The organism is Marinilactibacillus sp. Marseille-P9653 (assembly GCF_916618885.1).
Classification (GTDB): Bacteria; Bacillota; Bacilli; order Lactobacillales; family Carnobacteriaceae_A; genus Marinilactibacillus.
Genome location: NZ_CAKAKH010000001.1, coordinates 39,933 through 62,689 on the forward strand (window position 1 = coordinate 39,933; position 22,757 = coordinate 62,689).

General features: G+C 38.1%; 22 protein-coding genes. 10 read left to right on the forward strand and 12 right to left on the reverse strand.

Annotated elements, in window-relative coordinates; translation table 11 throughout:
* Nucleotides 1-25: 25 nt before the first annotated feature.
* The 7 genes from LG377_RS00300 to LG377_RS00330 all read right to left on the reverse strand — a co-directional run bounded on the left by LG377_RS00300 (nucleotide 26) and on the right by LG377_RS00330 (nucleotide 7,442).
* On the reverse strand, nucleotides 26-346 hold the full coding sequence (locus tag LG377_RS00300; protein WP_225742741.1) for a hypothetical protein: 321 nt from the start codon (nucleotides 344-346) through the stop codon (nucleotides 26-28).
* Nucleotides 347-452: 106 nt separating this feature from the next.
* Nucleotides 453-1,625 carry a hypothetical protein gene (locus tag LG377_RS00305; RefSeq protein ID WP_225742742.1) on the reverse strand — a complete coding sequence of 391 codons (1,173 nt, stop codon included), beginning with the start codon at nucleotides 1,623-1,625 and terminating at the stop codon, nucleotides 453-455.
* A 10-nt stretch (nucleotides 1,626-1,635) separates the two neighbouring features.
* The gene (locus tag LG377_RS00310; RefSeq protein WP_225742743.1) at nucleotides 1,636-2,538 is read right to left on the reverse strand and encodes an ABC transporter ATP-binding protein; all 903 of its coding nucleotides are present in this window, start codon (nucleotides 2,536-2,538) and stop codon (nucleotides 1,636-1,638) included.
* 30 nt (nucleotides 2,539-2,568) lie between these two features.
* Nucleotides 2,569-3,708: a hypothetical protein gene (locus LG377_RS00315; RefSeq protein ID WP_225742744.1), complete on the reverse strand. Its 1,140-nt coding sequence runs from the start codon at nucleotides 3,706-3,708 to the stop codon at nucleotides 2,569-2,571.
* 159 nt (nucleotides 3,709-3,867) lie between these two features.
* A complete protein-coding gene (locus LG377_RS00320; protein WP_225742745.1) occupies nucleotides 3,868-5,769 on the reverse strand; it encodes a fructose-specific PTS transporter subunit EIIC in 1,902 nt (633 codons plus the stop codon).
* Complete coding sequence (gene pfkB, locus LG377_RS00325; protein ID WP_225742746.1) at nucleotides 5,770-6,693, reverse strand: 1-phosphofructokinase; 924 nt, start codon at nucleotides 6,691-6,693, stop codon at nucleotides 5,770-5,772.
* Entirely contained in the window at nucleotides 6,690-7,442 is a 753-nt protein-coding gene (locus tag LG377_RS00330) for a DeoR/GlpR family DNA-binding transcription regulator (RefSeq protein ID WP_225742747.1), read from the reverse strand. Before LG377_RS00330 ends, pfkB begins: the two co-directional genes overlap by 4 nt.
* A 261-nt stretch (nucleotides 7,443-7,703) precedes the next feature.
* On the opposite strand from LG377_RS00330, the gene LG377_RS00335 reads away from it, so the two are divergent.
* Entirely contained in the window at nucleotides 7,704-9,101 is a 1,398-nt protein-coding gene (locus tag LG377_RS00335) for an MATE family efflux transporter (protein WP_225742748.1), read from the forward strand.
* Nucleotides 9,102-9,542: 441 nt separating this feature from the next.
* Nucleotides 9,543-10,916, forward strand: coding sequence for an MATE family efflux transporter (locus LG377_RS00340; protein ID WP_225742749.1), 1,374 nt, complete (start codon nucleotides 9,543-9,545; stop codon nucleotides 10,914-10,916).
* A gap of 54 nt (nucleotides 10,917-10,970) precedes the next feature.
* On the opposite strand, the gene LG377_RS00345 is transcribed toward LG377_RS00340, so the two are convergent.
* On the reverse strand, nucleotides 10,971-11,780 hold the full coding sequence (locus LG377_RS00345; RefSeq protein WP_225742750.1) for an alpha/beta fold hydrolase: 810 nt from the start codon (nucleotides 11,778-11,780) through the stop codon (nucleotides 10,971-10,973).
* Between the two features lie 20 nt (nucleotides 11,781-11,800).
* Nucleotides 11,801-12,232, reverse strand: a complete 432-nt coding sequence (locus tag LG377_RS00350) for an 8-oxo-dGTP diphosphatase (RefSeq protein ID WP_225742751.1) — start codon at nucleotides 12,230-12,232, stop codon at nucleotides 11,801-11,803.
* A 300-nt stretch (nucleotides 12,233-12,532) separates the two neighbouring features.
* Between LG377_RS00350 and LG377_RS00355 the strand changes: the two genes are divergently transcribed.
* The 8 genes from LG377_RS00355 to LG377_RS00390 all read left to right on the forward strand — a co-directional run bounded on the left by LG377_RS00355 (nucleotide 12,533) and on the right by LG377_RS00390 (nucleotide 20,114).
* Nucleotides 12,533-12,901 (forward strand): GntR family transcriptional regulator, encoded by a 369-nt coding sequence (locus LG377_RS00355; RefSeq protein ID WP_225742752.1) that lies wholly within the window; start codon nucleotides 12,533-12,535, stop codon nucleotides 12,899-12,901.
* Nucleotides 12,902-12,912: 11 nt separating this feature from the next.
* On the forward strand, nucleotides 12,913-13,602 hold the full coding sequence (locus LG377_RS00360; RefSeq protein ID WP_225742753.1) for an ABC transporter ATP-binding protein: 690 nt from the start codon (nucleotides 12,913-12,915) through the stop codon (nucleotides 13,600-13,602).
* Nucleotides 13,599-14,447, forward strand: a complete 849-nt coding sequence (locus LG377_RS00365) for a hypothetical protein (RefSeq protein WP_225742754.1) — start codon at nucleotides 13,599-13,601, stop codon at nucleotides 14,445-14,447. The genes LG377_RS00360 and LG377_RS00365 overlap by 4 nt, the downstream gene beginning before the upstream one ends.
* A 14-nt stretch (nucleotides 14,448-14,461) precedes the next feature.
* Nucleotides 14,462-15,622: a hypothetical protein gene (locus LG377_RS00370; RefSeq protein ID WP_225742755.1), complete on the forward strand. Its 1,161-nt coding sequence runs from the start codon at nucleotides 14,462-14,464 to the stop codon at nucleotides 15,620-15,622.
* A gap of 167 nt (nucleotides 15,623-15,789) precedes the next feature.
* Nucleotides 15,790-16,973 (forward strand): IS3 family transposase gene (locus tag LG377_RS00375; protein ID WP_225742756.1). Its coding sequence is split into 2 segments (ribosomal slippage): nucleotides 15,790-16,075 and nucleotides 16,075-16,973, totalling 1,185 coding nucleotides; the frame shifts between segments, so codons are not numbered across the junction.
* 89 nt (nucleotides 16,974-17,062) lie between these two features.
* Nucleotides 17,063-17,929, forward strand: a complete 867-nt coding sequence (locus tag LG377_RS00380) for a hypothetical protein (protein ID WP_225742757.1) — start codon at nucleotides 17,063-17,065, stop codon at nucleotides 17,927-17,929.
* A gap of 113 nt (nucleotides 17,930-18,042) precedes the next feature.
* Nucleotides 18,043-18,873: a glutamate 5-kinase gene (proB, locus tag LG377_RS00385; protein WP_225742758.1), complete on the forward strand. Its 831-nt coding sequence runs from the start codon at nucleotides 18,043-18,045 to the stop codon at nucleotides 18,871-18,873.
* Complete coding sequence (locus LG377_RS00390; RefSeq protein WP_225742759.1) at nucleotides 18,870-20,114, forward strand: glutamate-5-semialdehyde dehydrogenase; 1,245 nt, start codon at nucleotides 18,870-18,872, stop codon at nucleotides 20,112-20,114. The genes proB and LG377_RS00390 overlap by 4 nt, the downstream gene beginning before the upstream one ends.
* Nucleotides 20,115-20,175: 61 nt before the next feature.
* Here LG377_RS00390 and LG377_RS00395 read toward each other — a convergent pair whose 3' ends face one another.
* From LG377_RS00395 to aroA, 3 genes are read right to left on the reverse strand one after another with little or no spacing between them, the layout of a single operon-like run.
* A complete protein-coding gene (locus tag LG377_RS00395) occupies nucleotides 20,176-20,445 on the reverse strand; it encodes a chorismate mutase (RefSeq protein WP_225742760.1) in 270 nt (89 codons plus the stop codon).
* Nucleotides 20,438-21,535 carry a chorismate synthase gene (gene aroC / locus LG377_RS00400; RefSeq protein WP_225742761.1) on the reverse strand — a complete coding sequence of 366 codons (1,098 nt, stop codon included), beginning with the start codon at nucleotides 21,533-21,535 and terminating at the stop codon, nucleotides 20,438-20,440. The genes LG377_RS00395 and aroC overlap by 8 nt, the downstream gene beginning before the upstream one ends.
* The gene (gene aroA, locus LG377_RS00405; protein WP_225744600.1) at nucleotides 21,516-22,757 is read right to left on the reverse strand and encodes a 3-phosphoshikimate 1-carboxyvinyltransferase; all 1,242 of its coding nucleotides are present in this window, start codon (nucleotides 22,755-22,757) and stop codon (nucleotides 21,516-21,518) included. Before aroA ends, aroC begins: the two co-directional genes overlap by 20 nt.

Below are 22,757 nucleotides of genomic sequence, written 5' to 3' on the forward strand. Positions count from 1 at the left end.
TGAATGACTATTTTATCATTTATAGTTATTTCTTTTCATTGGCTATTCTGGAGGGTAAGTGATTACCCGCTCTTAAAGCTCCTCTATAAACTTCCATTCTTCTTCCATCAGAAGATCTATAATAGCTTCTGTAATAGCTCAAATATCCTTGATAAAGCTGTCCATTTCTATACTCAGAATGCCAAATCCTATTTGCTCCTATTGCCAATCTATGAACTTCAAAGACCTCTGTTCTAGAAGCGGCCTCTATAGAAATTTCAGCAGCTTCTACGTTTTCCGGGTCCACAAATGACGAAAATAGAGTTAATGTTAATACAGTTCCTAAAATAAATATACCTTTTTTCATTATTAAGTTCCCCCCTAATATTATGTACCCGTATATTATATTTTGTTACTACATTAACATACCATATACTAATTAGAATGAACTGAAATATTCATATAAGAATATTTCATTTCGTAATTTCACTTAATTTAAGAGTTGAAAATATCATGATTTCTATAACTATGATAGCAATTGAAATGATTAGCACAGCAGTATTATATGTTAAAATCAAAGCATTATATAGATGGTTGTGATACCCAATCAGCACGGATCCTATTGAGAAAAAAGTAGGAGGTAAAAGTCCAATAGAACTAAAATAGCCAATTCCTCTAGAATAATAGAGGGTTTCAGAAAAAATAACAGAAATACCTAAGACCAGATTGAGCATCTCCTGGTTAAACAACAAGCTTAATAGGGTAACTCCTCGATTGAACAATAGTGCGCACAAAACAAATAAAGTTAGCGCCTGTCCTAGCCAAATCCCCATCGGATACCGGACAAAAAAACCACCATCTAAGTTGAATCCATATGTTGGAACAGGAATCGACAAAGCACCCATTCCATACCTCGGCATGATTGCCAAAACGAGTGCCAGAGTAGCTGCAATAATTGTTACAGTAACTCCCATCAACACTGCTGCTGTTTTCACCCATAATACTTTCACAAAAGATAATGGTATAGCATTGACGATTGTAAAATGACCTTTGTTCTTAGTAATGCTATCTACACTGAATAAAACTACTAATCCAATCAAAATAAATGGTAGTTCCCCTACTAATAGTCTTTGAATTGTCTGTAGAACCGTCCTTTCTTCTATCACTGCAGGGGTAATATTCTTGGATTCCATATTGATATAACCTTCATACCGACTATTTTTATACCCTACCCAGAAACGTTCTTCTTCTTGAGGATATCGCTCTCCAAAACTGAAATATCTTGGATCAATCGACTGACCGTAACGAGCGAAACGAATCTGATTCTGTACATTCAATGTCTGAGATAAGTAAGTAGGCCAATCTTGCTCTTCTAATGCGTTCAGTTGTGTTTGACTCACTTCGATAATACTCTGCGCACTTGCAAGCGTCCTAGGTCTGTCTGTTCCATATGTATCGATCAGGTAACGCTGTTCTTCTATTCGCTGAGTGATGGCTTCTTCGTCCGCAAATGTTTCGACTGGTGTATAATCAGGCGCTACAAATAATCCATAGTAAAGAGCCCCAAAGAAAAAAAGTAGGAAGAGTAGCTGGTTTTTAAGATTTCGACTAAATAGTTTCCATTCAAGTATAAAATGTGCGTACATAATCTTCTCCCTACTGTTCTTGATGGTAGAACTCACTGTACCATTCTGAAGTTCCAATTCTGCCTACAGTTAAGTCTGTATATCCTCGCTCATAAAAAAAGCTTGTCCATTTTCCAACATCTTGGGCGGTCAATGTTTGGACCGGTATACAAACGAGTCTTCCTGCAATATACTTGGCTCCATCAGGAAGTTGATACTCGTCTTTCATTGCGACAAATATCTTTTCCGGTACCACTACTTTAATATGTATCCCATCTTTATCTCCAGACTCTCTTTTTTCGAGTACAATCTTTCCGTCTTTCAAAAATAAAATACTATCTGCATACAAGTCAAGGTTCTCAAGCAAATGAGAGGCAATCAGAATGATTTTGTTTTTCTCTTTTAGTTCGATCAATATTTTCGTCAATAATTGAACATTATCAGGATCTAATCCATTCATTACTTCGTCCATCAACATTACTTGTGTATCCGCAGCTAGCACCATTGCAAAGCAAAGTCGTTGGCGCATACCCAAAGAATAAGTCTTGACTGGTCTTTTAACATAGTGGCCCATTTCCAACCTTTGAACAATCTCTTGTACTTCTTTGTCAGACCGTTTCCATAAAAGCGCATAATAAGCAATATGTTCCAGACCGGTTAATTCTTGATAGAGATCATCAATTTCTGGCAAAAAGGCAATTTCTTTTCTCATTTTAATTTCCTTTTTTCTTGTACTATAATCCAATTGGTCATCCATAATTATTTGCCCACTATCTGGTTTTAAAAAATTCATAACAATATGAAGCAAGGTCGATTTACCGGTACCATTAGGAGCTACCAGTCCAATGATTTCCCCTTTTTGAACGGTTAAGGAAACGTCATCTAAAATGACTTGATCTTTAAAAGCTTTACTAATTTTTTTGATTTGAAGCATATGTTACCCCTCCTTTTGATAGATTTCGCACTACTCGATACTGTAACTTTTATTCTCCAAGCTATTAATCGCGTAAACGATTATCAAAAATAGCATACTCCAAATCAGTAAAACGCCTCCACCATAAACTAACGTCAGATGTTCCTGGTTCGCTAGATATGAAGTGTCGCCAGATAGTATCGCAAAAGGATTGTAGTAAGGTATAGGTGTCCACCGAAGCCAACCGATCCAATTCTGCGCGACTAAAGGTATTGCGAAACATACAACCCCTACAAGTAACGTTGCGTACACATTTTTAAGGAGGATATTTAAGAACGATGAGAGAGAAACGACATGAATCGTTAAAATTACTAAATAGCTAAAATAAATTAACGTATATTGAGCGATTGAGATAGCTCTGTAAAATCCGTGATTATAAATGATCATCGGATAAGTAAGATCCCCGCTCCCTTTTATTGCCCAAATAATCAGTACTACAAGTCCAGTCATTGCAAAAATACTGAAAAAGCTAGCAACCGTATAGATCAGAATCTTGCTGACTACCTTCTGTCTATGGGTTACGGGATAGCCTTTGACCATCGTTTCATGATCTAGGTCATTCGTAAGTATACTACCACTATATAAAAGCAGGAATAGAAAAACGGCTACTCCAAATGTACTGAAATAGAGCATCATAAAGCCAGCTGCGTTATCTTGTTCATACATAATAGGGATATCGTTATCTCTAATATAAATAAATCGTGCTAAATCTTTTCTTGCAGTATGTATTGAAGGAATGACACTTCTGAGCGGTGTATCTAAGTCATTGAATTCATCATAGTCATAGAGCTCAATTTGGAGTTGAGCAAGTTCAATTGCAGAATCAAGATACCAATCTCTATCTTCAAAGCGAATACCGTTATCTTGCTGGGAAAGTAATTGCTGCTGCTGATAAATATTTTCATATAAAGCAGAAGTCTCTTCATTTTCACTATTAGTGGCAGCAATACTAGAAATAGCTACCCTACTAGCATTCATCTGTTCTGCTTGCTCTTGCTCTATATTTCCAGATCCTTGTACCGCAATCAAAAAATAGACGTATAGTAAAAAAATGATGAATATCACAAACATCAGTTTATTTTTTGTTTCTTTAAGAAATAGTTTCGTTTCAAATAATAAATAAGCTTTCATAGCTTCTCCTCTTTAGAAACTGTTAATGATGTATATCTTTATTTATGAAAATGATATCAGAGTTAGAGAATAATGTAAATATTTTAATTAAACGTTCATAATGCGATAAAAAAAGCGCCTCTCTGTTTAAGAGAGACGATTTCGTTAACGATTTTTAAATTAAGCTAATTCTTTTGCTGAAATTTCTTTGTTTGTATCTTCAACTCTTGGTTTCCATAGTCCTAAAATGACTGTAGAAATCACTGTACCAATCAGTAATGCTAGGAAGAACATAAATGGATTTTCTCCTAGTACTAAAGCGACAACAGCTCCTCCGTGTGGTGCTGGCACAGCTGTATTCCACAACTGGCTCAATCCTCCACCGATAGCCGCTCCTACTACAGATGATCCAATCACACGTAGTGGATCAGATGCTGCAAACGGGATCGCACCTTCAGTGATAAATGAAAGACCTAATACAAAGTTAGATAAACCAGAACTTCTTTCAAGCTCAGTAAATTTATTGCTGAAAATGATTGTTGCAAGACCAATTGCTAGTGGCGGAATCATCCCACCGATCATAACTGCAGCCATCAAGCTACCATCACCGGTATCTGTAAAGATTCCGATTGAGAACGCGTAAGCTGCTTTGTTGAAAGGACCACCCATATCAATCGCCATCATACCACCCAATACAGCTCCAAGCAGTACTGCGTTACCAGTTCCTAAGTTGTTTAAGAAACTAATCATTGTTGTGTTAATGGTTGTAAAGATTGGAATGATTAGCACCATGACAATTCCGGCTACCAATAGACCCAATACTGGATATAAAAGAATCGTTTTTAACCCAGCGAATGCTTGCGGTACACCGCGTAACATTTTTTTCACGAGGTTCATGAGATAACCAGCTAAGAAACCACCAATTAGTCCTCCTAAGAATCCCGCTTCACCTTGTACAGCCATATATCCTGCTGCCATACCCGGAAGTAGTCCCGGACGATCCGCAATACTATAAGCAATGTAACCTGCTAGAATCGGGATAAGGAATTGAAATGCTGAACTACCAATCGTGTTCAATGAAGCAACTACGATATTGTCACTACCTAAGAAAGGCTCGATTGCGAATGATAACGCTAGGATAATCCCGCCACCAACAACAAATGGTAGCATGTGAGAAATACCGTTCATCAGATCTTTATACAAAGTATTCCAAACGCTTCCGCCTTCTTCATCTTCGTATTTCTCGCTAGACCCTTCATCGTCAACATTTAATACGGGTGCTTGCTGGTTCATCGCTTTTGTAATCAGTTCTTCTGATTTGTTGATACCTTCAGCAACTGGACGTTGTAAAACGTGTTTACCGTTAAAACGAGCCAGTTCAACTTTTTTACTTGCTGCGATGATAACACCGTCAGCACGACGAATTTCGTCTTCAGTTAATACATTTTTCGCACCATCTGAACCGTTTGTTTCAACACGGATCGTTACACCCATTTCATTTGCTTTACGTTTCAAAGCATCTTCAGCCATGTATGTGTGGGCAATTCCTGTAGGGCAAGCTGTTACGGCTACGACAAATTTTTCTTTTCCTGAAACATTTTCCGTGTCCGGTTTAACTTCATTTGTTTCTTGTTCTGAATCCGCAAAGACTGCTTGGACATCTTCTGGTGTTTCTGCCTGACGTAAGTGTTCCAATACTTCCGGGTTTACCAATTTACGAGAAAGAGAAGCGAGTACTTGTAAATGTAAGTCATTTCCGCCTTCTGGTGCAGCAATCATAAATAAGAAGTGGGATGGTTGTCCATCTAATGCTTCATAGTCCACACCTTGCGTTGATTTAGCGAATAATACGGCAGGGTTTTTAACCGCAGAGTTTTTGGAATGCGGCATCGCAATTCCATCACCTAGGCCTGTTGAAGTCTGAGCTTCACGTTTCATAATGCCTTCTTTATAAGTAGCAACGTCAGAAATCACATCTTTTTCTGCCAAACGTGCAATCATTTCGTCGATCGCAGCTTCTTTTTCAGTTGCTTGAAGATCAAGTATCATCAAATCTTTTCTTAATAAGTCATTGATTTGCATTTATTTTTCCTCCAGTTCATTGATTTCGATTTGTGGGAGCAAACCTTCTATTTTATCTATCGTTGCTAAGTCTTCTTCAAAAGCTGTTGCACTACCGCAAGCAATACCATATTTAAACGCTTCTAGTGAGTCATTCGTTTTTGCAAATATTCCTGTGAAGCCAGCTACCATTGAGTCACCAGAACCGACAGAATTTTTCAAATTCCCTTTTGGTGCTTTTCCATGATAAACACCCGTTTCAGTGAATAGCATCGCACCTTTTTCTGCCATTGAAATAATGACGTTCTGTGCGCCTTCTTCTACTAGCTTTTTACCATAGAAAACCATATCTGCTTCAGTTTCAATCGATACATTATATAACTCTTCAAGTTCATGATTATTCGGTTTGATCATAAGTGGTTTTGAAGCAAGAGAATCTTGAAGTTCTTTCCCTGTTGTATCTACAACGAACTGCGTACCAGATTGTACCAGTTTCTCTATGATTTCCTGATAATAACTTTCTGAAAGACCTGCTGGTTTACTACCAGACAAAACGACAACGTCATCTTTTGTCAATCCAGACAATTGATTTATCAGTTCTTCTGCTTTTATACTTGAAATTTGTGGTCCAGGACCGTTGATTTCTGTTTCATTACTACTTTTAACTTTCACATTAATTCTTGTATCTTCATCTACTTGAACAAAATCCGTCTGGATCATTTCTTTTTCCAGAGCATCTTCGATAAATTTCCCAGTGAATCCGCCAATAAATCCTAGTGCTTTATTTTCTATAGATAACTGCGATAAAATTCTGGAAACATTGATGCCTTTTCCACCAGGAAATTTACGGTCTTTTTGAATACGATTTACAGCACCAGGCTGAACCTCTCCGTTCATATAGACAACATAATCAATGGATGGATTTAATGTAACTGTATAAATCACTTGGTATTCTCCTCTACTACTCGCGTCATTTTCACGAGTTCCCTATTTTCCTCTGACAATTGAGTTGTAATGATCGTACAATCTTCAATGTCACTTACTTTAACGAAACTGACCTTATTGAACTTAGATTCATCGACCAAAACATATGCTTCATCCGTCTGAGAGATGGCAACCTTCTTCATAGAAGCTTCTTCCAAATCCGGAGTGGTATAACCGACTTCCTTATCAATGGAATTCATACCTAGAAACGCTCTACTAAAACGATAGTTCTTCATTTGTTCCTGCGCGAGTGTCCCAATAATCGCTTTCGTATTCTGCTTGATTCTACCACCGAGCAAAATGGTCTCGATTTTGAGATCAGTCAGCAACGAAGCATGTGGCACTCCATTTGTAACTACAGTTATTTCTTTATTTTTGAGAAATGGGATCATTTCATAAGTCGTTGTTCCAGCATCAAGATAGATGACTTCATTATCTTGCACAATATCAGCTGCTCTTTTCGCAATCAATTGCTTACCATGAACGTTTTTGACTGTTTTTTCTTCCATTGTATCTTCTGTAGAAACGGCAACTCTTCTTTTGGCACCTCCATGAATACGAATCAGCTTCCCTAACGATTCAAGTTGACTTAAATCTCTTCTGATAGTGGATTCTGAATGATTTAGACTATCCACTAATTCTTGGACGGTTACGGTGTTTTTTTGATTGATCTGTCTAATGATATAAGCGTGTCGTTCATCTGTAAGCACTTACTTCACCTCTCACTGTATAATATACCACCTCATACAATCAAAATCAATCATAAATAAGCTTTTTCAGTCATTTCTAACAATTGTCACCTCTTGTTCAATTCTTCTAATTGCTTACTTATTTTTTGTATAGAAAACCTCCGATTCTATTGCATTTATCTTGGTTAAAGCTATAATAACTTGGTACCATCTATTATTCTTATTTATAACGGAATTGGACTTATAAAAATGGAAAAAATGATTATTTGAAGGAGTGTATAAATGAAGAAAGACATGACACAAGGTAGCCCAATAAAATTAATATTGAGCTTCGCGGTGCCTTTGTTGATCGGTAACTTGTTTCAGCAATTTTATAATATGGCGGATTCTTATATCGTCAGTCAAACAGTCGGTGTCGAGGCCTTTTCTGCTATCGGCTCAACGACTAGTCTGCAGTTTTTAATTATTGGTTTGGCCATCGGTCTAACCGCCGGGTTATCCGTAATCACTGCTCAACGATTTGGTAAAAAAGACGAGGCAGCGCTTAGAAAAAATCTCGCTGCCAGTGTCGTCATCAGTGGTGTGATTGCTATTATACTGACTGTACTCACAACAACTTTTTCCAGACAGATTCTCACCCTTATGCAGACACCTGCTGAAACGTATGAATATGCTTATGACTACTTGAATATTATTTTCTGGGGTATTGGTGGAACGATTCTCTTCAACCTGCTGGCAAATTTATTGCGTGCTCTTGGAGATAGCAAAACACCTCTGTATTTCCTGATCTTAACTTCTATGTTGAATGTTGGTCTGGACTACTTGTTTATCCTTACTTTTGATATGGGGATTAGAGGAGCCTCAGTCGCAACGGTCATCTCACAAGTCGTTTCAAGTGTTTTATGCTTGATCTTTATATGGAAGAAAGTGCCTCTTCTTAGAATTCATAAAGAAGACTGGACGTTCAACTGGGCCGAGTACAAAGAACATTTGCGTATTGGACTTCCCTACGGGTTCCAATATTCGATTATCGCCATTGGTGCAGTAGCCATTACGATTACATTAAACAAACTAGGCGCAGATGCGGTAGCTGCTTTTACAGCGGCTCAAAAAGTTGATACGGTCGCTATGCTTCCCTTGCAATCATTTGGTGTAACGATGTCCACTTTCGCAGCACAGAATTATGGCGCACGTAAGTTCAATCGAATCTGGTACGGTGTAAATCAAGCTATCAAGTTGAGCATCACTTATAGTGTTGTAATTGGTATTATTCTCCTTTTATGGGGAAGACAAGTTGCTTTACTCTTTATCGGCTCAGATGCTTCACCTGAAGTGATCGCTATGATTCAACAATTCTTCCTAACAAACGCTACCCTTTATGCTGTTTTATCATTATTATTCATTTATCGTCATACGCTACAAGGTTTGGGTAATAGTTTTGCACCTACCGTAGCAGGTATCGGCGAACTGGTCGGGCGAGCACTTGCTGCAACCTTGTTATCTATTCCATTCGGATTTTTAGGTGCTGCACTGTCCAATCCACTTGCATGGATCGCTGCGCTAGTTCCGTTAGCTATTGCTTATTATTCGACTAGAAGAAGTCTGTCAGGTCGTGTTTCACTTTCTACAGATGATATAGAAGAAATTGTTCCTGAATTCGAACCACAAAAAGCTAAATAAATAGTGAAGCATACATTGAAACGTCCCTTTCAGAAATTTGAAAGGGACGTTTTTAACATCTCTAATTTGATGATACTTAAATAATGCTTGTGAAATCTCAAGATATTCTCATATTTAGTAGCTGTTCACTTTTCTGTCTCATTTTCAGAAAACACATATAGTATCATCGATTGTTGATGTGTAAACAATGAAAACGTGTAACAATAACCTTCTATTTAGGCGTTCACAATTCTTTCACAAAGAATTAATTTAGTGGGTTGTTTTCCAAAATAAAGTCCCTATACTTGGCAAAAGTGTTACCAATTCAAAAGATTCGATATACAGTTGAATTTAGCATTTTCCTTATTTATTAAGTATGTGAACTTATTCTTGAATTAACTTAGATTCACCCTATTACATTATTGCTTATAAACGACTCACGAATAACTGGAGGTTATTATATTGTACAAAGATATGACAAAAGGCAACCCACTTAAATTGATCGTAATGTTTTCCATCCCACTGATTCTTGGAAACTTATTCCAACAAATGTATCAAATGGCTGATACGTTTATCGTTAGTAAAACGATCGGCGTTGAAGCTTTCGCTGCAGTAGGCGCTACCGGAAGTATCAACGGTTTGATACTTGGACTAGCAATCGGTCTAACGGCCGGACTATCTGTTATCACGGCTCAACGTTTTGGTCAAAAAGATGAAGCGAAAATCAGACAGAATTTAGCAGCAAGTGTCATTATTTCAGGAACAATGAGTGTCGTTCTAACGATTTTGGCTGTGATCTTCACACGTCAAATTCTGGAATTCATGAACACACCCGCTGAATTGATTGAACATTCTAATAGTTATTTGTCTGTATTATTTTCAGGTATCGGCGCAGCTGTGATGTTCAACTTGATTTCTAACGTTTTACGTTCTATCGGAAACAGCCGTGCACCACTATTCTTTTTAATCATCACTTCAATTCTAAACATTGGTTTAGATTTACTCTTTATTCTTGTATTCAATATGGGCGTTGCTGGCGCTGGTCTGGCGACTGTTATTTCTCAATTTGTTGCGAGTATTGTTGGCTTGATTTACATCAAACGTTATGTCCCAATTCTTAGAATTCATAAAGAAGATTGGGCAGCTGGTTTCAAACAAATCAAGGAACATGCTGCAATTGCTTTCCCAATGGGTTTCCAAAGTTCTATCATTGCGATTGGTTCTATTGCAATTCAAATGACATTGAATAGCCTTGGACCTACTGCTGTGGCGGCAACGACTGCTGCTCAGAAAATTGATGGCATCGCAACACTTCCATTAGTATCTTTCGGTATCACAATGGCAACTTTTGCTGCTCAAAACTACGGTGCTGGAAAAGTTGAGCGTGTATGGCAAGGTGTGCGTACAACAATGAAAGTTGTATTAACTTACAGTGCTGTTGTAGGGCTCTTATTGGTCTTATTCGGTCGTAACTTGACTAGCTTGTTTGTTGGGTCAGAAAGCACTGAAATATTAGAACTATCTCAATTGTACTTTATAACCAACGCTTCTTTCTACTTCTTACTAGCTATGCTATTTATTTACCGTTACACTTTACAAGGGTTGGGCAGAAGTACGGCACCTACCTTAGCGGGAATTATGGAATTATTTTCAAGAGTTGCTGCTGCGCTCCTTCTTTCTAGCACTATGGGATTTGCAGGCGTAACACTTTCTAATGCGCTAGCTTGGTTAGCTGCTTTGATTCCACTGACTTTTTCATACTACAGCTTGAAACGTCAATTATCTGGCGAAGAACGTCCCAAATTACTTCCTAAACTTGCGGAATTAATCCGTTAAAAATGTATACTAAAAGAAGTCCATTGCTTAGATATTTAAGCGGTGGACTTCTTTTTATTTCTCTAGCTGATTTACCCAGTCTTCTACGATATTAGCGAACTGATTGGGGTCTTCCAAATGCGCACCATGACCAACTTTCTTCATTATACAAGACGTACCATTTTCGACAAGATCTGCACAGGTAGCAGCAAATTCTCCAGGCCAATGCGGACTATGCTCCACTCCAATGAATAAGGACGGCTTCTTCATTTTCTGCAAACTCTCTCGCCAGTCCCCTTTTACGTAATCCTCAAACAAAGGCAGTTTTTCTTTTACAGAAAAAAGAGAGACCTGTCTTAGGACCATAGTATTCAATAATAACCAAAGTACTTTAGGCTTAGGAATACGCCTTACCGGAGTGGTCAGGCGTTTCGTGTGGTTCGTAATAGAAACTACAGATTTTCCAGCAAAACCTTCTTTCCATGTAGCATCATTTAGCATTTTGGGTGTTTGATCTACAAAAATAGCCCCCGCAATATCCTGATCTCCAACCTGTTCCAAGTAACTCATGATGACAGATGCACCTAAAGAATGGCCAATGAGTACGGGATGATCTAATTGCATGAATTGGATAAATTCATCTAAATCTTTTCCCTGCTTTGCCATCGTCAACTCTTCTAGTTTTGCTTTCGTTTCTCCCTCAAATCGTCTTTCCAGACCAATAACACGGTACTTGTTTTTTAAATTCTTTACAACATATCGATAAGTCTGAACGCTGGTCTGAGCACCTGCCAATACTATAAGCGGTCTTCCATTTCCAACATCAAAGTAATATAGCAAAGCCCCGTCTTTTGTCGGGAATGGTTTCACTCTTTCTAGTTTCAAATGCTATTCTCCTATTTTCTTTAAATTGACCTTGCTTGATCTTGCTCATAATAGAGTTCAGATAACCTAGGATTCAAAAACACCTCAAGCAACTGATCAAAATCTTCCACTGTATCTGCATTTTTTAATCGGTCGAGCGAGATCCAGTTTACCTCACCTTCATCTGAGGATGTTAAAGTCCCTTTATATGTATTTGTTTTATAAAGAAAAACGATATAACGCACATCTGAGTCTGTCTGAAATTGTTTTACACCGCAAATCTGGAGATTTTCTATATCCAAACCCGTTTCTTCTTTTGCTTCTCGAATAGCTGATTCAACAAAAGATTCTCTAGCGTCTACTTTTCCTCCAGGAAAGGCCAGACCTCTCCAAGATTTCACTCTGTTTTGAACAACAACATTTCCCTTACCATCTTCAATCATGATCATATTCGTCAAAATCACTTTTTCCATTTCTACACCTCAAAACGACTGTCTTTTTTAAAGTATAGCAAATATTATAAATAAATGTTGACTTCAAAAGTGTATGCACTATATAATACAGTCACAAGGTGTATTAATCGCAGAGTACACTTCCACATTTCTTTTTACCCTGTGTGTATTAACTAAGTGATACAGTCTAATGCTAACTTTTTCTGATGGGAAATATTTACTCTGTAGGCTTTTCAAGGAAACTTTTTTTCACTCTATTCAAAATGTTTCACGCGAAACATTTTGACAGAACCATTCAGCCTTAAGAAAGGAGTTCTTCAAATGAAATTGACACTAAATAAGCGAGATCCAATTTACTTGCAAGTTATACAATTTTTAAAGCAAGAGATCATTTCTGGTCAGCTAAATCCGGGACAAGAAATCCCTTCTAGAAGACAACTGGCAAATGATTTAAAAATCAATCCCAATACTGTTCAACGAGCATATAGCGAAATGGAGGCCGAACAATTGATTTATACAGAACCGAACCGTCCAAGCAGAGTCACTGAAGATCCTAACATTCTAAAACACTTGAAAAATGAATGGGTTAATCATGCTGTGAAAGACTTCGTCGTTGCCATTAAAACAGTCGATATCTCAATTGAAGAAGTAACCGATATGATCAAAACTGAAATGAACAAACAACCTTAGGAGGTTAGCTCATGCTTGAAATTAAAGATATTCACAAAAAGTTTGGAAGAAAACATGTTTTAAAAGGTGTATCCTTTACCGCTGAGAAAGGAGATATCACTTGTCTGATTGGCATCAATGGCGTTGGTAAAACAACGATTTTGAATTCTATTATGAAGCTTACCCCCATCCAAAAAGGCGAAGTTCTAATAGACGGACAATCTCAGTCCACGGACATGTATAACAAGATCGCCTTTATACCCGATGCCTCTATCATGCTGCCTGGAATGACGATACAAGAAACAATCGAATTTATGAAAGATTTTTATGACGTTTGGAACGATAAGCGCGCGAAAGATTTAATCCGATTTTTCCGACTAAAACTTACCGATAAGCTTCAAGATCTATCTAAAGGTAATCAAGCTAAAGTGAATTTACTTGTCGGACTCGCTTTGGATGTAGATTACATATTAATGGATGAACCTTTTTCTGGTATAGATATCTTTACTAGAGAACAAATCACAGAAGTTTTCAGTAGTCACCTTGTAGACGACCGCGGCGTATTGATTACAACGCACGAGATCAATGATATCGAGCATCTGATCGATAAAGTTGTCTTACTGGGCGAAGGAACTATTTTAAAAGAATTCTACGCTGAAGAAATGAGAGAAAAAGAAGGACTTTCTGTCGTAGATGTTATGAGAGAGGTGTACAACGCATGAAAAAGTCATTAACGCATTTTATTCGCTTATTGAATTTCGAGTTTGAACGTATGTATAAATTCTTAGTTGGGATCATGGCCGTTGTGGTCGTATCCAATTTGATTGGGTTCATTTATGTTCCCTTGTCTTATATGAGTTACGCAAGGGAAACTATGGCTTCAGAGTCGCTGAGTATAGCACAGTTTTTATCAACCTATTCTCCTTTTTCTTTGAATAACGTATTAGGCTCTTTATGGGTCTTTGGCCCATTGGCTTTAGGCATAATCGGATTTATGTTTTTCGCTATCTTCACTTGGTATAGAGAGTGGTTCGGGAAAAACACTTTTGTTTATCGTTTACTCATGTTACCTATTTCTAGAATGTACATTTACTATGCGAAGATTCTTACGGTTTTTCTCGGAATATTTAGTTTACTGACACTTCAATATATTATGATTTGGATTGGACAATTCATTAGTCGTTCTCTAATTTCATCCGAATTTTATACTCACGTAAGTCTGGCAGACGCCTTTGATTCAAATCAAATTCTTCAATTGCTTCTACCGAGCTTAACAGAATTATTTTTCACTTTTTACCTGTTAGGCTTTTTATTTATCCTAGTCCTTTATACAGCTATTTTACTTGAAAGAAGTTATCAGTTAAGAGGCTTTTTGATGGGTTTAACCTTCGGTATTTTTAGCTTGTTACTAATTATGTCGCCCCATTTGTTGCCTACTATCTTCAGAAACTACTATATACTTTTTCCCTCTGAGCAGTTATTAGCTACTGTTTTGTTATCTATTTTCGTTGGAATAGTTTCTATAGGGTTAAGTCGATATTTGTTAAAACATAAAATTACTATATAGAAAGGAAGAATCCTATGAAAAAATATACAAAATTATTCGCCTTTTCCCTTTTTTCAATAGCCTTTTTAAGTATCTATTGTATATCTAAAGTTGTCGCTCAACCAAGTAATATTGACCTTGTATTTACTACCTTTGAAGGCGATGACACTTATTTGGAGCCACTTGTACTAACGGGATTCGCTTCCAGTAATCCAAACGAAACAGATCCTCGTTTCACATATAAAGACGGCCAATTTTCTTATCAGAAACAACAGTCTTTACTTAAAAAGGTAGATCAAATAGATAATCCACGTATTGATTCTCTTCGAGAAAACTATCGGTCTTTTGTCAGAGGAAAGAATCCTTTTAGTTACTACAGTGAGACAGAGGATTTAGTCATTTATACGAATACTAATTATGAAACTTACTGGCAAAGTAGTGATTATAGTATAGAAGTCTCTATACTCAATAAAACCGATGAGTCCGTTTCAGATTACACATTAAACCTCCCTGAAGATGAATCTAACATATTCACACTAGAGAGTGTATCCATTAATTATCCAAATATTTACTATCTGATTAACAGTTCTGAAGAATTGAAACTGTACTCAACGAATTTAACGGATACTAATCCAACCTTAACACTGGAGCAGAACTTCACTGATCAATTAGGACTTAATACTACTAGTTATTCTATGTTTAATTCTAATGATGCGAACAATACTTTCTTGGAGCTTGGTACTTTAGTAGCGACTGGATCTTATTCCAGTTACGAAACACAGTTATCTCATCTTTATAATTACGATACGGGTGACATACTTGAAATCGATACAATCCAAAATGAAGATACTTTGAATACAGTATTCAATGAAGACGATATTTACCTTTACGGTGAAACCGAAGATCATTTCACCCTTCAACAAGTCGCCTTTGAAGGTGGGGGTTCGGAGGATACAATAGAATTTGAAAAACAAAGATTACCTCAGAGAGAAAACTCGGAGGAAGATGACCTTTACTATGATACAATTGGCATTAAAGACGGTGCTCTTTACACAGGTATATCGGATTATCAAGAAGATCTCAGTAGACAAGGTCTTCAAGTCAACGATATTCAAACAGGTGAGCTTTTATACTTTGGTATGATAGAACCCAATGATGTAGATGTTTGGTCATCTAACTACTATTTAACTGATTAATTTTTTGCAAGAGACTAGCCTTCTAAGACTAGTCTCTTTTTGTATGGTAAAATCACTCTATAAAATGACTAAAGGAGGCTACCCATTGCAGTGGATAGGTTACACTCAGTTGGACAGAAAAGATAAGGTGTGTATACTAAACACAACATACACAGGAGGAATCTATCATGTCTACTCGTCGTCCACGTCGAACTTATACAGAAGAATTTAAGAAACAAATTGTTGATTTACACAAAGCAGGAAAATCAAGAAAAGAAATCATAGAAGAATATGATCTTACAGGATCGGCTTTTGACAAATGGGTACGTCAACATAGTCAAACCGGTTCATTCAAAGAAAGAGATAACTTAACACCTGAACAGAAAGAATTGAAAGAATTAAGGAAAGCAAATACCCAGCTTAAGATGGAAAATGATATTTTAAAGCAAGCGGCGCTGATATTCGGGCGAAAGTCGAAGTAATCAAACGCAACAAACATAACTATTCTATATCAGCGATGTGCCGTGCCCTTAAGATCAGTAGAGGATCTTATTATTACGAAGTAATAAAGAAAGAAAGTGACGCGGAACTCGAACAAGCGATTATTGAAGAGTTTGCCAAAAGCAAAAACAATTATGGCACGCGTAAACTGAAGAAAAGATTGAAGAAGCGTGCGTTTATCGTATCTCGTCGGAGAATTGGACACATTATGAAAAAGTTTCATCTGGTGTCCAAGTATGATAGACCATCATACAAACCACAAAAGAGTGGAGTCAATCAAGCGAAGATTGAAAACGCATTGAACCGTGAGTTCAATCCGAAAGAGCCGATGAAAGCTATCGTCACGGACTTGACCTATGTCAAAGTTGCCAATAAGTGGTTCTATGTTTGTTTTATTTTAGACTTGTTTAACCGCGAGATCATCGGGTATTCTGCTGGTCCCACTAAGACAGCTGACTTAGTCCTGCAGGCTCTCGCTACAGTTAAGGGTGATTTACATACGGTCAACGTGTTCCATACTGACCGGGGAAAAGAATTCGACAACCATACTATTGATGAGTTACTGGATACCTTTGATATTGTGCGCTCGTTAAGTAGAAAAGGGAATCCTTACGACAATGCCGTAGCGGAGTCCACGTATAAATCATTTAAGTTTGAATTTGTCTACGACAACACATTCCATACACTCTATGAACTGCAGGTCCAACTTATGGACTACGTCCATTGGTGGAATCATTTTCGCCCACATGGATCATTGGACTACGAATCTCCTATCGATTATCGAAAAGATTGGGAACAGGAACAGTCTGAAATGGAAGTCTGCAAATCCGTTGTTCCCCAGCTGGTCGAAACTAGCCTCTCATTCAGTTAGAGAGGCAAAAGGAAAGTGAACTCAATCATCATTTACACCTTATAATTTTTGTTCAAAAAAGTGTTGACATACCACAGTATAATATTTCTATGTTAGCTCCGTTTGAAACGGACTCTTTCTCGTCAAACTTACTTGAACAGATTGCACCTCTACTGACTCGATTGGAATCAGATTACTATAATACTAAACTTAAAGTGACTATAAATCAGTCTATTGTTGCTATAGCGGTCAGCTGGTCTAATCCATTTCACCCTCATGCTAAGTATTTCAGGATTTACTTAGATGATTCTGTGAAAGAATCCAATGAACTCAAAAATCAGATTCTTGAAAGTTTGGAAATTTCTCCATTTTTTACTGCTGATCGTTTTATCTATGCTTTGATGAGCAATCAAGTTGAGATGATTCATACCTTAAAAACCAATCATTATGAGTTAATTCGTGAAACTTATGAGCCTGAGTGGACACCAAATCATTGTCTGAATGAGCTGTCTAATTCTGCACATACAAATACTTTAACTTATAAAGAAGTACTTCAGGATACTCATCTTAAAAATCAGTTAGTCACTTTACTTAGACAAAATTATGAAAATACGCATTTAGTCAATCCCACTGCCGACATGACCTTACACGAGTGGGAAACGTTTCTGCTTAATGAAGACCCCAACCTAGAATTAAGTCTCGTTGCTCTAGATGATCAAGGGGTTACAGCCTATATTACTGTTTTTCGATCTAATACCTCTGTAGAAGTCGCTTGGGTAGGTATGAGAGAAGCTTATCCATCTTCTTTCTTACTTTTAAAGAGTCTATTTAAAACCCAGTTACTTTTATTCGAACAACATGGAATAGAAGCGATTGAACCAGAAATCGATACAACCGATCATTTTGCATTGGGACTATTTTCATTTATGGACTATTCAGATGAAGAGAATTTTCAAACTTACCGTAAATTTATCTGACGCTCTCTGTTTTTGTACCCTAGATTTTCTTAATATAAATTGTTATACTGTTTTAAAATTATAGTACGTTAAATAAACGAATTGAATCTACGAATTCTAGAATGGATGAACTCATGTCACACTCTTCAAGACAAAGCTTAACTAAAAGTAACCGAATCGTTGTTAAGGTTGGAACCAGTACGATTATGTACCCGAATGGTTCTATCAATCTGCAGAGACTAGAAAAATTGGCTTTCGTGTTAAGCGACTTAAAAAATCAGGGAAAACAAGTGATTCTTGTCTCTTCAGGAGCTATCGGTGTTGGACTCTCCCGTATGAATCTAACAGAAAGACCGGTAACAATCCCCGAGCAGCAAGCTATCGCTGCGATCGGTCAGACAGAACTCATGAACTTATACAGTCAATTCTTCTATCATTATGGTCATCAAGTTGGCCAAGTCCTTTTGACCAAAGATGTCATCGACTTTCCTGTTAGTCGAGAAAACACGGCCAACACTTTTGAACAGTTACTTATCAAAAATGTCATTCCAATCGTAAACGAGAATGATACAGTATCCGTAGAAGAACTGGATCATTTAACACGTTTTGGCGACAATGATACTTTATCGGCCATTGTACTGGAAATTACCGATGCGGATTTGTTGGTCTTACTTTCTGACATCGATGGTTTTTATGACAAGAACCCCACTCATAACGAAGACGCAGTACTATTCGATACGATTCAAGAGGTCACTGAAGATACCTATGCTCTGGCGAATGATGCCGGATCTCGTTTTGGAACAGGCGGTATGACGACCAAACTCAGTGCTGCCGAACAAGTGCTTGATTTGAAAAAACAAATGGTTCTGGCAAATGGTGAAGATCCTACCGTACTATTTGAAATTTTAAAAGGAAACGCTGTTGGAACTTTATTCACCCCTCTAAAGAAAGGAGAACTTTCATGACTGACTTAATGACTTTAGGAAAACAGGCAAAAGCAGCTACACGACTGTTGTCACACGCGGCTACAAAAGATAAAAATGATGCTCTTCGTAAAATGGCTCAGTCTTTAATTGACCAAAAAGAATCTATTTTGAAAGCTAATGAATTAGATAGGGCTTCAGCAACAGAAAATGGCATTTCAGAAGCTATGATTGATCGTCTAAAGCTGACTTCAGAACGCATTGATGCGATGGCTGAAGGACTTGTAGATATCACCCTGCTTCCAGACCCAATCGGTTTAGTTAAAAATATGTGGACAAACGAAGCTGGTCTTAAAATCGGTCAACAGACTGTACCCCTTGGTGTAATTGGGATCATTTACGAATCTCGTCCAAATGTTACTTCAGACGCTGCCGGCTTATGTTTTAAATCTGGTAATGTTGTAATTTTAAGAGGCGGGAAAGAAGCTTTTCATTCCAATAAAATGATTGTTAGTGCTCTTCAAGACGGACTTCAGGAAACAGCTTTTCCTAAAGAAGTGATTCAATCTGTGGAAGATACTTCCAGAGAAACAGCGCGTGCACTGATGCAGTTGAACCGCTACTTGGATGTTCTGATCCCTAGAGGTGGCGCGAACTTGATTAAAACAGTTGTTGAGAATGCAACCGTTCCGGTTATTGAAACTGGAACCGGAAACTGTCACGTTTATATTGATCAGTCGGCAGAGCTTGAAATGGCTAAAGAGATTATTGTTAACGCCAAAACTACAAGACCTTCTGTTTGTAATGCCGCAGAAACTTTATTGATTCATGAATCTGTAGCAGAAGAATTCTTACCTGTCATTGAATCCGCTCTTGCAGAATGGAAGGTTGAATTACGAGCTGACGAAGCTGCTCAAGCTATCTTAAATGAATCTGTACCTGCAACTGAAGCGGATTGGGAGACAGAATTCTTGGATTATATATTGTCTGTTAAAGTGGTTTCTTCTATAGATGAGGCAATTACTCACATTAATCAATACAGCACCGGTCATTCTGAAGCCATTGTAACAAGTGACTATAGCGCTAGCCAACAATTCCATAAAGAAGTCGACTCGGCTGCTGTTTACGTGAATGCTTCGACTCGTTTCACCGATGGATTCGAGTTTGGATTCGGTGCAGAAATCGGCATCAGCACTCAGAAACTGCATGCTAGAGGACCGATGGGCTTACCAGAACTAACTTCTACAAAATATATCATTTTCGGAGAAGGACAAATCAGATAATTCAAAAAGGCAATGGACATCCAATTCGGATCTCCATTGCCTTTCTTTTTGAGCTGAATGATCAGTCCATCATCTTTTTTTGAGTTTCTTTAGTGATATCCATCATTGCCTGAAAGAATTTGGTTAATTCTTCTTCAAACTGCTTGTCTTCTAAGCGTCCAAGGTTTTTCTCGATCACTTTTTGTTCTCTACTGGCATCTAAAACCGGTAAATCATGTTGTTTTTTGTATTCTCCGACTTTTAAGACCGTTTTTAACCGTGCTTCAAATAGTCGCGTCAAGTCCTGATCGATTGCATCAATTTCTTGACGGTACTGTTCTAACTCACTCATTGTGTTGTCCTCCCATCATCAGATCCATCAACCCTAAAGCCGTTACCGCTTCTAATACAGGCAGTACACGTGGCACGATACACGGATCATGTCTACCTTCTACTTCGAGTTCTGCTGCTTTGCCTTCTTCTACGTTGATGGTTTGTTGTTTCTTTTTGATGGAAGCTGGTGGCTTAACGGCCGCTCGGAATACGACCGGCATTCCATAAGTGATCCCGCCAATGATTCCGCCATTGTTATTTGAACGGGTTTTGATCTTTCCATCTTCATCGTAGTAGTATTCATCATTTGCTTCTGATCCACGCATCTTCGTGATATCAAAACCTGTTCCGAATTCGATTCCTTTGATAGCAGGAACGGCAAAGACAAGATGCGCTAATTGAGACTCCACTGAATCAAAGAATGGGTTACCGTAACCAGCATCCAGTCCTAAAACAAACGTCTCTACAACACCCCCGACAGAATCCCCATCGTTTTTAGCGTCCACAATCAAGTCTTTCATTTCTACTTCTTTTGTTTCGTTAAATAAAGGCAGTTGTTGTTCTTTGAACTTTTCAATTTGTTCTACTGTAACTTCGGTCTGATCAGCGAATGTTTCATCTTCAATGGTTCCAATAGACTGGATATGAGAACCGACGGTAACGCCTTTTTGTTTCAGCCATTGCTTACAGATTGCACCGGCAAATACCAAAGGTGCCGTAATTCTTCCTGAAAAATGTCCACTACCTCTGTGGTCATTGTGCCCTTTATAGCGCATACGTCCCGGATAATCCGCTTGTCCTGGTCGCATCACATTTTTAAGTACACTGTAGTCTTTGGAGCGCGTATTGGTATTCCAGATGATTGCAGTTAGCGGTGCCCCTGTAGTTTTTCCGTCTAATAGTCCACTCAAGATTTCAGGAAGGTCTTTTTCTTTTCTAGGTGTGGTTAACTCGTTTCTTCCGGGAGCTCTTCTAGCCATTTCAACCAACACTTCGTCCATATCCACTATTAAGCCTGGTGGCAGACCGTTAATCGTAATGCCTATCGCAGCCCCATGTGATTCTCCAAATATCGAGACTTGGACATTCTTACCCCATACTCCGCTCATTTATTTCTCCTCCTACTTCTTTGAACACTTCCCAGAAATCGGGATATGATTTTTTAACGCATTCAGAATCTTTTAACTGTATCGGCTTTTCGCAAACTGTAGATGCGACCGCAAGCATCATGGCCATTCGGTGATCCTTGTGACTCCAGACTTCTGCGCCACCTCTAAGGCTTGATACACCTTCTATATGCAGCTGATCTCCTACGATTTCAATATGTGCACCAAGGGCTGATAGTTCTTTTTGAGTAGCAACTAATCGGTCACTTTCTTTGATGCGTAATCTTTCAAGATTGATCAGTTTTGTTTTGCCTTTGCTTAAAGAAGCCGCCAATGCTACGGTTGGAATAATGTCCGGTACTTGTGCACCGTCGATGATACGCTCTTCTTCATCAGAATGAAGCTGTTCTAGTATCGAAACAATTTCACGGTCTCCCTGTAAGGATTCTTGATCTAGTCCGTCTACTTCGACTGGGTTACCAAGTAATTGTGCACTTAACCAGAAAGCTGCTTGAGAATAATCTCCTTCTACTGTGTAGTCTTGTGCTTGATACCGTTGATTTCCTTTGATTTCAAAGGTTTTATAGTCATCGTCATGTTTGATGATGATCCCGAATGCTGATAAGACAGACAAAGTTAAGTCTATATACCCTTTAGATTCAAGATGGGTCGTGATATCAATCGTTGAGTTACCATCTAGTAAAGGAAGCGTCAGTAGCATACCTGTAATAAACTGCGAGCTAACATCTCCACGCATCTCATAGTTACCCGAACTCAACTGACCTTCAATCGTCAAATCCAAGTTCTCTGATGATCCCGATTCATATCTTAAATTCTGAAGGCTGAATAGCTCCCGATATGTATCTAATGGGCGCTGTCCTAATTTTCCTCTACCCACAAAATGCGTCGGTCCTTCAAACAGGGTAGCCAAAGGTACGAAAAATCTTAATGTAGACCCTGATTCATTGCAGTCAATTTCTTGACTAGTTCTAGCTGTTTCTAGTCCACACCCATCAATGGTTAGGGTATTTCCAGCTTGTTCAATCGTTGCGCCAAAAGCACGCATACCTTCCATCGTTGCTATAATATCATCAGATAATTGAATATTGCGAATAACACTCTGTCCTGTTGCTAGACCTGCACAGATCACCGCTCGATGCGCCATACTTTTAGAAGGAGGAACAGTCACCGTGCCTTTTAATTTGTTTGGTTCTATTTTTATCAT